Below are 9,638 nucleotides of genomic sequence, written 5' to 3' on the forward strand. Positions count from 1 at the left end.
TCACCATCGGTCTGCCGACCGGACGACCAGAACGCCGAGCCCGGCCCCGGCGGCCGCGAAGGTGTCCGGCACCCGCCCGTCAGAGGCCGGGGATGATCACCCATCTCGATGCTCCGGTCACGTCCGCCACCGTCGGCCGCACACCGGCGGTACGGCACAGAAGCTCGAGACCGTCATCGAAAGCGGCGCCCAACGGATCATCCGTGCCCATCGCCGCCAGGGCCGCTTCCACCTCCGGCGCCGTCGGCTCCGCGCTGCCCTCCTCGGAGTGGTCGGCCACCTCCTCGCCGTCGCGGTACACCATGAAATACGTGTCCGCGTTGATACTGAGGTAGGTGGTCACGGCGAAGGTGCCCTGCGACAGCTCCGGACTGCCCGTCCCCAGGCGACCACTGCCCTCCACGAGCAGCGTGTGCGGACCGAGGGCGAAGGCGGCCACGCGCATGTCGCCCATACCGAGGTCCTCGACCTCGCTCTGCGTCAGCAGATCGTCCCAGGTGCCGGTGCGGACGCGGTCCGGGTCGGCGCCCAGCCGCAGCAGGGCCTCGTCAGGCGTCGTATCGTGCACAACGGTCGCGCAGTACGAGTCACAGCCGGTCAGCTCCTCCATCCAGGCCTCGAAATCCTCCGACGTGTCCGCCGAGGCGGCGCCGGGTTCGGCCACCTCCTCACCGTTACGCCAGCAGACGGTGCCGTCCGCGCGGCGCAAGAGGACCTCTCCGCTCTCCACGCGCAGTTCGTCGGCCGGACCGCCCAGCGGTGGCCGCTCGTCGCCGACGACACGCAGCATGCCGTCATCGTCCAGCAGCAGCCCCGGCCGCTCCGCCTCTCCCAGGTGCTCGTACCACAGCCATGCCCAGTCCGCTCCGAACAGGACCAGACGCCGTTCGTCCCAGTGCCCGAGCACCGTGCTGCCGTCAGCGGACGTCAGGGCGTGCTGTCGCAGCGCCTGCCCACGGCGCAGCACCGCGCCGCGCGGGGTTTCCTGGGCAGTGGCGTCACAGGAGGTGTGCGCGTTCACCGACCACACCGGCGCGCCGTCCCCGTCGAGCAGATCGACCCGGCCGTCGTCGCGGACCACCAGCCGTCGGGCGCCCGAACCGGCCGTGCCGGAACTCCACACCGGCGCGCCGTAGGGGTTGCGCACCACCAGTTCGCCCTCGGTCGTCAGCTCGGTCCATCCCCCGTCGACCCACTGCGTGCCCGTCGACCACACGGTGCGGTGTTCGGCGTGGCAGCGCAGTACCAGATCGCCGCTCCCCTGGTGGAGCAGGGTGTGCGAGCCGGACGGGGAGGTCAGCGACTGGTGGCGCAGGCGCCCGCCGAGCCCGAGCTCCGCCCCGCCGTAGGCGTAGGGCGCTCCCGCGGACACCGGCACGGCCGGGCTCTGCTCGCCCTCACTCCACAGGACGGCGCCGGCCGCGTCCGTCAGGCACAGCGTCCATGCCTTGGACTTCCTGCCCCCGACCGGCAGCAGGCGCCAGGTGAGCACGGTCCCCTCCTGCTCCAGCCAGCCGACCACGGGACCGGTCAGCGCGTAGCTCCCGCCACCGGTCTCCCTGTGCTCACTGATGCGGAGCGAGCCGTCCTGCTCGCGCGCCACGATCCGGCGCGTCCTCCCTTCGCGCACCAGGAAGCTGTCGACCGTGATGCCGGTCGCGGGAGCGGCGTCCCGCAGCGCCCGCGCCCGAACGGGGCCGGTACGCGCGTTGCCCAGGCGCACGTGCGCGCCGTTCAGCAGTTCCAGGTCGCCCGCGTCCGTGAGGACCAGGTAGCTCGCCTCGGGCACCGCGAAGCCCGACCGCCAGACCACCTCGGCACCCTCTCGCGTCTCGACCTGCACCTCACCCTCGCCACCGAGGAGCAACCACCCGGGTGCGCCCGCCCTCCAGGTGACCTCGACCCGCTCCGCGTCCGTGACCACGGCGGTGCCCATCGCGTCGTAATGCAGTACGTAACGCCCGGAAGGCGAACGGAGCTGCTCGTCCACGCGAAGACTTCTGAATTGCGACAGTTCGTGCATGGTGGCCTTTCCCCGCGCCGAGGGCCGTGATCACGGCGTCCGTGCCCGGCAGTCTGTCGGATGCCGCTGACGACAGGGCGCGCGGATTCCCCACCTCGTACACACGGCGCCTCCAAGGGACACTGCCCGGTGACCGAGGGCCCCATCGCTGACGTGCTGCGACCGGGGCGTGTGTCAGGACGGGCTCGGGTGACCAGAAGCATCACTGGCGCCAGATCCTGTAGTAACCCTCCTCGTCCCCGACACCCGCTCCTACTCAGGAAGAGTGCCCGTCGTATGACCATAGGACCGCTACGTCTGGCTTCATGCGTAGCCATAGTGTTGCCGCCGGAGCATCGTCCGGGAAGTCAACGCGGAGAAACTCACGGCTGCCCGTTCGTTCGACCCCGACGGTTCGCACGCCAACGACGTTCAGGTCGAGCAGCACAGCGCCGCCGCTCTCGGTACTCAGCCGCAACCGGACAACCTCGTATCCCGGCTCGATGTCCATCGCGATTTCATAGCCAGACCGAGTGGTCCTGAAGGTCACCGACGTGTACGGCCACAGTTCCCGCCAGCCGTACTCGTATCCGGTTGCCTTCTCGTCCTCTGCATACCGATAGATCGGCTCGTCCTCGAAGAGCCAGATCAAGTCGTCGTAGTCGGGCACCGGCTCCATAACCATGCCCAGATGATGGCATCCGGCCCTCTCGGCAGACCCCGTCACGGGACCACTCAGCCGCCAGTGCGGCCGCCGCGCCTTGCCCGGCGGAGCCGACAAGGCCACCGCCCCGGAAACGCAACCCATTGCAGTTTCGAGGTACCGCACAGCCAGCGCAGCGCGCCGGCGACGTGGCCGGTGGCAACCACGGCCGGCTCTCTGGTGTGTGTGGACGATCAATCGCGGCGGACCGCGAACCCAGCGGCTGGGGTCGGCCCACCGGCCCGTGACCGGCCACAGCTCCCCCAGGACCGCAAGCGCACCCGTCCCACGGGCTCCCCAGGCGCGTACGGGCGCGGAGCGCAGCATGTCAGCACTCTTGTCAGCGTCGGTGTCGAAGTGGACATAGATGCCTGTGGGCTGACCGCAGTTCAGCGGGTGGTCGGCGGTGAACCGGCGCAAGGCGCCGGTGTACGACACGGGGACGCCGTCGCGCCCGTCCTCGGACTGACGGAGGTCCGCGTATAGGCGGTTGCTCTCGGGGCGGCCCGGCCGCCCCGGCGACGCGGCTGACCAGGCGTCTCCCCAGGTCAGAACGTGTGAGAGCCAGCGAGGGGACTTGAACCCCTAACCTATCGCTTACAAGGCGATTGCTCTGCCAATTGAGCTACGCTGGCGGGCTGCCGCGACCGTGGTTCCGGCCGCGTCCCTGGGAAATGGTACCGGTTCAGATACCGCCCGGCCTACTCGGATACGCCGGTGCGTACGAATCACCGCCCCGGGCTCCGTTCCGCCCACTGACGGCCCCTCCCCCACGCTGACAGCGCGCCCCGATCCGGCAAAGAAGTCCGGGAGCGGTTCCGGTGTCGGATTACCGCCCGCCCCGACCGGAAACCACAGGGGAAAGTGCCCCCTCCTGGGGGCGGAGAGGTGGGAAGGACATGACCGGCAACAGGGGTGTGGTGTACAGGGGAACGGGCCGGGTCGAGGTCGAGGACGTCGACTACCCCGAGTTCGTCATCAAGGACGGCCCCGGGGTCAACCCGGCCAACGTCGGGCGCAAGGTGCCGCACGGGGCGATCCTGAAGGTCGTCGCCACCAACATCTGCGGCAGCGACCAGCACATGGTGCGGGGGCGCACCACCGCGCCGGAGGGACTGGTCCTGGGCCACGAGATCACCGGCGAGGTGGTCGAGACCGGACCCGGCGTGGAGTTCGTCAAGGTCGGCGACCTCGTCTCGGTCCCGTTCAACATCTCCTGCGGGCGCTGCCGCAACTGCAAGGCGCGGCGCACGGAGATCTGCCTGAACGTGAACCCGGACCGGCCGGGCTCGGCCTACGGCTACGTCGACATGGGCGGCTGGGTCGGCGGACAGGCCGAGTACGCGCTCGTGCCCTACGCGGACTGGAACCTCCTCGTGTTCCCCGACCGCGACCAGGCGATGGAGAAGATCCTGGACCTGACGATGCTCTCGGACATCTTCCCGACCGGCTACCACGGCTGCGTGACCGCGGGCGTGGGCGTGGGGTCGAGTGTCTACGTCGCGGGGGCCGGGCCCGTCGGGCTGGCCGCCGCCGCGTCGGCCCGGCTGCTCGGCGCGGGGGTGGTGATCGTCGCGGACATGAAGGAGGAGCGGCTGGCGCAGGCCCGCAGCTTCGGGTGCGAGACGGTGAACGTGGCCGAGGGGGACCTCGCCGGGCAGATCGAGCGGATCCTGGGCTTCCCCGAGGTGGACTGCGCGGTGGACGCGGTCGGCTTCGAGGCGCACGGGACGGGCGAGGGCGCCTCGAAGGAGGCACCCGCCAGCGTGCTCAACACCGCGATGGACGTGACCAGGGCCGGAGGGTCCATCGGGATTCCGGGCCTGTACGTGACCGGCGACCCGGGCGCGTCCGACGAGGCCGCCAAGGAGGGCTCCCTGTCGGTCCGGATCGGGTTGGGCTGGTCGAAGTCGCACGCCTTCTTCACCGGCCAGTGCCCGGTCATGAAGTACCACCGGGAGCTGATGGAGGCGATCCTCCACGACCGGGTGCGCATCGCCGAGGCGGTCAACGCCGTGGCGATCCCGCTGGAGGAGGCACCCGAGGGGTACCGGGCCTTCGACGAGGGCGCGGCCAGCAAGTACGTGCTCGACCCGAACGGCTACCTCGGCACGGGCTGAGGCACGGGGAGGTTCACGGCGCGCGGGCGACGAACCGTGCGCGGGCGGCGAGCAGGGCGGGGACGGGGCGGCCCCGGCTGCGGGCTCGCGGTTCAGGGCGCGCGGGCGGCGAGCAGGGTGAGGGCGGGTTCGGACGTGGCCACCCGCCGCACGTCCCGGTAGCCCGCGGCGGCCAGTTCGCGCGCCGCCTCCCGCGGCCCCCAGGGAGTGATCCGGCTGCGGGACATCCGCCAGCGCACCACCGCGTCGCGTATCCCGCCGTCCGGGGCGTCGCCGGGGTCGTCGCGCAGCACGGTCACGGTGAGCAGCCAGGCCCAGGGGCGCAGGGCCTCGCGCACGCGCGGCAGCGCCCGCGCGACGGCGTCGGGCGGGAGTGCCGCGAGGGGAAGCCAGGCCAGGTCGTAGGCCCCGGGCTCGGACAGTTCGGCCACGTCGAGCAGGCGCAGCTCGACCCGGTCGCGCAGCCCGCGTTCGGACAGGTGGTGCTCGGCCAGGCGCAGCGCCCGGGGCTGGACGTCGAGCCCGACCGCGCGGGAGCCGGGGACGCGCTCCAGGACGGCGGCCGCGATCGCGCCGATCCCGGTTCCCACGTCGAGGAAACGCAGACCGCCCCGGCCGAGGAGGTCACCGAACCCCGGGACACGCGCCTCCAGCAGGTTCAGGAAGTCCGCCATCCGCCGTCCTGAGGCGGCTCCCTCGGCCAGGAAGGCCGCGTCATCCTCCTCCGCGCGGTCCTGCTCGCCCAGGGCGGCGTCGGCGGCCTGGGTCAGCTGCCGCGCGACCCTGCGCGGGAAGGCGGACGGCCCGGCCGGGCCCGCGAGGACGTCGCGGTAGGCCGGGAGCAGTCGCCACCCGTCGCCGTCGGGCTCCGCGCACCCCGCGGCGGCCAGCAACCTGCCGTGTTCCCCCGACAGCGGTGTGCCCTCCGCGGCGGCGGCGAGCGCTGCGACCGCCCAGGCTCCGTTGAGCCAGGCGTCGACACGGGCGGCTGGGTCGGGGGATCCGGGCGGGGCGTCGGCCATGGCGTGAGTGTGCCATCCGCCGCTTCCGGACGCACCCCCGGGTCGTGACATGCTCGACCGTTCCGGCAACCGCCTCAGGCCCGGTCGGCCTCCGCACCGCCCCGATCGCTTCCCGCACTGCTCCCTTCGGCTTCCGCGCCGCCCTCTTCGGTTCCCGCACCGTCCCCTTCGTCCTGCACGCCCACCGCCCGGCGCGGGCGGGCCGCCGGGCTGAGGAACCCGGCGAACGCGACGAAGAGCAGGGGCACGACCAGGGCCGCGCGCAGCCCGTACGCCTCCCCCAGCAGGCCGAGCACGGGCGGCCCGACCAGGAACGCGACGTAGCCGAGCGTCGCCACCAGCGAGACCCGGGCCGCTGAGTCGGGCCCGGAGTCCCCGGCCGCCGACAGCGCCACGGGGAAGCCCAGCGAGGCGCCCAGTCCCCACAGGACCACGGCCGCCGCGGCCAAGGCCGGGCTGTCCGCACCGGCCACCAGCCCCATGCCCGCCACCCCGGCCAGCGCGCTCGCGCCGAGCACGCGGGCCCTGCCGAAGCGCGCCAGGAAGTAGCCCCCGGCGAAGCGCCCGACCGTCATCGATGCGGCGAAGACGGCGTAGACCATCGACCCCAGGGCCGGGTCGAAGCCGTGGCCGTCGACCATGATCAGCGGGAGCCAGTCGTTGGCGGTGCCCTCGGCCAGGGCCATCGCGAGCACGATGAGGCCGATCAGCACCAGGCGGGTGTCCTTCCACAGCGCGCGTCCGCCGCCCGTGCTCCCCTGCCCCGAGGCGCGCGGGAGCGCCCTGCCGGTGCCGGGGGGCAGGGAGCCGAAGAGTGTCGCCGCGACCGCCAGGGTCAGGACGCCCATCGCCGCCAGGTGCCACGCCACGGGGAACCCGACCGCGGTGAGCGCCATGCCGACGAGGGCGCCGATGACGGTTCCCAGGCTGAAGAAGCCGTGCATGCGCGGCAGCAGCGGCTCGGCCATGACCCGCTCGACGTCGGCTCCCTCGATGTTCATGGCGATCTCCCCGGCGCCCATGCCCAGCCCGAAGAGGAACAGGCCGAACGCGACGACGAGGGCGGCCGACAGGCCCGCACCCAGACCGACGACGGGCAGGCTCCCCAGCATCGCGGCGGTCCCGGCCACGACGACCGGTCGTGCGCCCAGGCGGGCGACGACCGCGCCCGACCCGAGGACGCCGATCATGGAGCCGATTGAGAGGCCGAACAGGACGAACCCCATCTCGGCGGTGGAGGCTCCCAGCGCGTCGCGGATGGCGGGGGTGCGCGTGACCCAGGACGAGATTCCCAGTCCGGGCAGGAGGAACAGGACGCACAGCGCGAGGCGCCGACGGCCCACGGCGGTTCGCATGGAGGGCTCCCAGTGGAGTGGCGGTCAGTAGTGTGTACAAATGTACACACTTGTGGGCACGGCCACCACGGGTACGGGAGGGGGCGGCCGCGTACCAGAATGGTCGTGGGCGGAGAGCCCTGAGGTCGGAAGGGGAACATGGCCGGAACCAGGCGGGTGGCCAACGACCCGCGACGCAAGGAGCGCATCCTCGCCGCGGCCCTGGAGGTGATCGCCGAGCGCGGTGTGCACAGGACCACGCACCGGGCGATCGCCGAGCGAGCCTCGGTGCCCCTGGGCTCGCTCACCTACCACTTCGACGGCCTGCCCGCGATCCTGGAGCAGGCGTTCACGCACCTGGCGCGGACCATGTCGGAGTACTACTCGCACCGGCTCGCGGCGGCGCGCGACCGCGCCGAGGCGTGCGAGGCCGTGGTCGACCTCATCTGCGGTCCCGAGTACGCCACGCCCCACCAGTTCGTCCTGCTCTTCGAGATGTACTCCTACGCCAGCCACGACGAGGCGGTCCACCGGGCCGCGCGCGCGTGGATGGCCACCAGCCGCGCCTCCCTGTCGGCGCACTTTCCACCCGAGGCGTGCCGCGCGCTGGACGCCCTGGTCGAGGGGTGGTCGATGCACCGCCACTTCGAGCGCGACGAGGGCGCACCGGACCGCGCGGTGGTCCTGGCGGCGGTGACCGCCGTCGCCGACCGGCTCTCCTGAGGGGCGCCGCGCCCGCCCCGGGCGAAACGGACGGGTGAGCGGACCCGAGGCGCCGCGCCTGTCCCGGACACACCGGGCTGGTGAGCGGACCCGGTACTCCGGTCGCTCGTTCCGCGGGTTTCGGGAGAACCGCACGAACTCACGGGAAAAGGGCGCTTTCGAGTGACAGACGTCACTTCACGGGGTAGGCAGGACGGGGGCGCGGACAACCCCGTGCGCGTCCCGTGTGTCTATCGCCGAGGAGCCGCACCATGGCCTGCGCAGGATACGAGTGGACCGCCCCGCTGGACAGCGCGGACGAGATCGCCCCGGCCGTCGAGGAACTGGACGAGGAGACCGCGGAGTAGCGCGGTGACGCGATCCGCGTGGATCCCCGCGTCCGGGGAGCGGACCTCCCCGCTCCCCGGGCCGGGTTCCGGAAGCTGGTCCGGAACCCGCGAGCGCGAACTCACCCTGGACGAGGCGGAGCGGCGGGTCCGCGCCGAGGTACGCGCCCTCGGCTGGAGCGCCCGCTACCGAACGCTCGACGACCGCGAACCGACCGCCGTCCAGTGCGGCCTGTGGGACGCCGACGGCTCCGAGGTCCCCTACGGACTCGGTGCGGGCAAGGGCCCCGGCCTTCCCGCGCGCGTCGGCGCCCAGTTCGAGGCCCTGGAACACGCGTTCACCGGCCCCACCGTCCTGGAGACGCTGCCGGTACGCCTGGTGGAAGCCGCGGAACTGGCCGAGGGGCCCTTCGCCGCCGACCGGGCGGTCCGCGACGTGGCCGCGCAGCGGGAAGCACGGGTGGCCTGCGTGCGCCACGAGGCGCTCGATGGCGGCCCGCCGTTCGACGTCCCCGTGTTCCTGTGGGCGCCGTGGTACCCGGTCCCGGGCGGGGAGGCGGCGCGGGTGCGCCGCGCCCTCGGCGACACCGCCGAGTACCGCTCGGCGATGTCCTACAGCGTCAACTCCGGCTGCGCGATCGGGGCCACCCGCGACGAGGCGCTCCTGCACGCCCTGAACGAGTGGGTGGAGCGCGACGCGTTCTCGCTGTTCCTGCTGCGCTCGGTCTACGACGGCGGCCCCATGCCCGCGTGCGTGGCCCGCGAGGCCTTGCCCGGCCGCCTGCGCGCCCACCTGGACCGCGCCCGCGACCTCGTCGGCGGCCCGGTGGTCCTGCTCGACCTGACCACCGACCTCGGCGTGCCCGTGGTCATGGCCTACGCCCCCGAACGCCGGGACGGCGCCCCGGACCACCGCTACGGGCTCGGCGCCTCCCTGTCGGGCGAACTCGCGGCGGAACGCGCCGTCACCGAGTTCGTCCAAGGCGAGCTGCTCGCCCGGGTCGTGGCCGAGCAGTCGGCGGCGACGGAGGCGTCGGGGCCGTTCGCGCGGCTGGTCGCCGACCACGACGTCGCGGCCGGGGTCGGCGCCAGGCTCGCCGGACACCCCCGTCTCCTGGCCTGCGCCATGCTGGACTTCGCCGACCGGATCGACGAGGCGCCGCCGGGCGCGGTGCCGCCCGAGACCGTGCCGCCCGGCACCGGCGTGCCCCTCCAGCGGGCCGCCGTCGTGGAACGGCTGACGGCGGCCGGGCACCGCGTCGCGGCGCACCCGCTGCGGGAGTTGGAGCACGGCACCGTCGTGGTGCAGGTGCAGTGCCCCGGCCTGGAGCGGTTCCACCTCGTCACCAAGGGGCACGTGGCCCTGCCCGGAACGCGGGGCCGGGCACTCCGCGCCCGCTGAGACGAC

Annotated in this window: 7 protein-coding genes and 1 tRNA gene; 3 read left to right on the forward strand and 5 right to left on the reverse strand. The window is 73.0% G+C overall.

Annotated elements, in window-relative coordinates:
* Positions 1-79: 79 nt before the first annotated feature.
* The 3 genes from AC0VX6_RS25900 to AC0VX6_RS25910 all read right to left on the reverse strand — a co-directional run bounded on the left by AC0VX6_RS25900 (position 80) and on the right by AC0VX6_RS25910 (position 3,340).
* Positions 80-1,990, reverse strand: coding sequence for a DUF6461 domain-containing protein (locus tag AC0VX6_RS25900; RefSeq protein WP_475466543.1), 1,911 nt, complete (start codon positions 1,988-1,990; stop codon positions 80-82).
* A gap of 289 nt (positions 1,991-2,279) precedes the next feature.
* Complete coding sequence (locus AC0VX6_RS25905) at positions 2,280-2,672, reverse strand: hypothetical protein (RefSeq protein ID WP_475483707.1); 393 nt, start codon at positions 2,670-2,672, stop codon at positions 2,280-2,282.
* 595 nt (positions 2,673-3,267) lie between these two features.
* A tRNA-Thr gene (locus AC0VX6_RS25910) sits at positions 3,268-3,340 on the reverse strand.
* 264 nt (positions 3,341-3,604) lie between these two features.
* Between AC0VX6_RS25910 and fdhA the strand changes: the two genes are divergently transcribed.
* The gene (gene fdhA, locus AC0VX6_RS25915) at positions 3,605-4,825 is read left to right on the forward strand and encodes a formaldehyde dehydrogenase, glutathione-independent (RefSeq protein ID WP_475466547.1); all 1,221 of its coding nucleotides are present in this window, start codon (positions 3,605-3,607) and stop codon (positions 4,823-4,825) included.
* 92 nt (positions 4,826-4,917) lie between these two features.
* Here fdhA and AC0VX6_RS25920 read toward each other — a convergent pair whose 3' ends face one another.
* Both AC0VX6_RS25920 and AC0VX6_RS25925 read right to left on the reverse strand, forming a co-directional pair.
* Positions 4,918-5,847, reverse strand: a complete 930-nt coding sequence (locus AC0VX6_RS25920) for an SAM-dependent methyltransferase (protein WP_475466549.1) — start codon at positions 5,845-5,847, stop codon at positions 4,918-4,920.
* Between the two features lie 74 nt (positions 5,848-5,921).
* Positions 5,922-7,202, reverse strand: coding sequence for an MFS transporter (locus AC0VX6_RS25925; protein ID WP_475466551.1), 1,281 nt, complete (start codon positions 7,200-7,202; stop codon positions 5,922-5,924).
* Positions 7,203-7,340: 138 nt separating this feature from the next.
* Here AC0VX6_RS25925 and AC0VX6_RS25930 point away from each other — a divergent pair, with 138 nt between their 5' ends.
* Together AC0VX6_RS25930 and AC0VX6_RS25935 are read left to right on the forward strand one after the other, a co-directional pair.
* The gene (locus tag AC0VX6_RS25930) at positions 7,341-7,904 is read left to right on the forward strand and encodes a TetR/AcrR family transcriptional regulator (protein WP_475466553.1); all 564 of its coding nucleotides are present in this window, start codon (positions 7,341-7,343) and stop codon (positions 7,902-7,904) included.
* 351 nt (positions 7,905-8,255) lie between these two features.
* Complete coding sequence (locus AC0VX6_RS25935) at positions 8,256-9,632, forward strand: YcaO-like family protein (RefSeq protein WP_274975074.1); 1,377 nt, start codon at positions 8,256-8,258, stop codon at positions 9,630-9,632.
* The last annotated feature ends 6 nt before the right edge of the window (positions 9,633-9,638 follow it).

This window comes from Nocardiopsis sp. iso_25, from assembly GCF_056173305.1.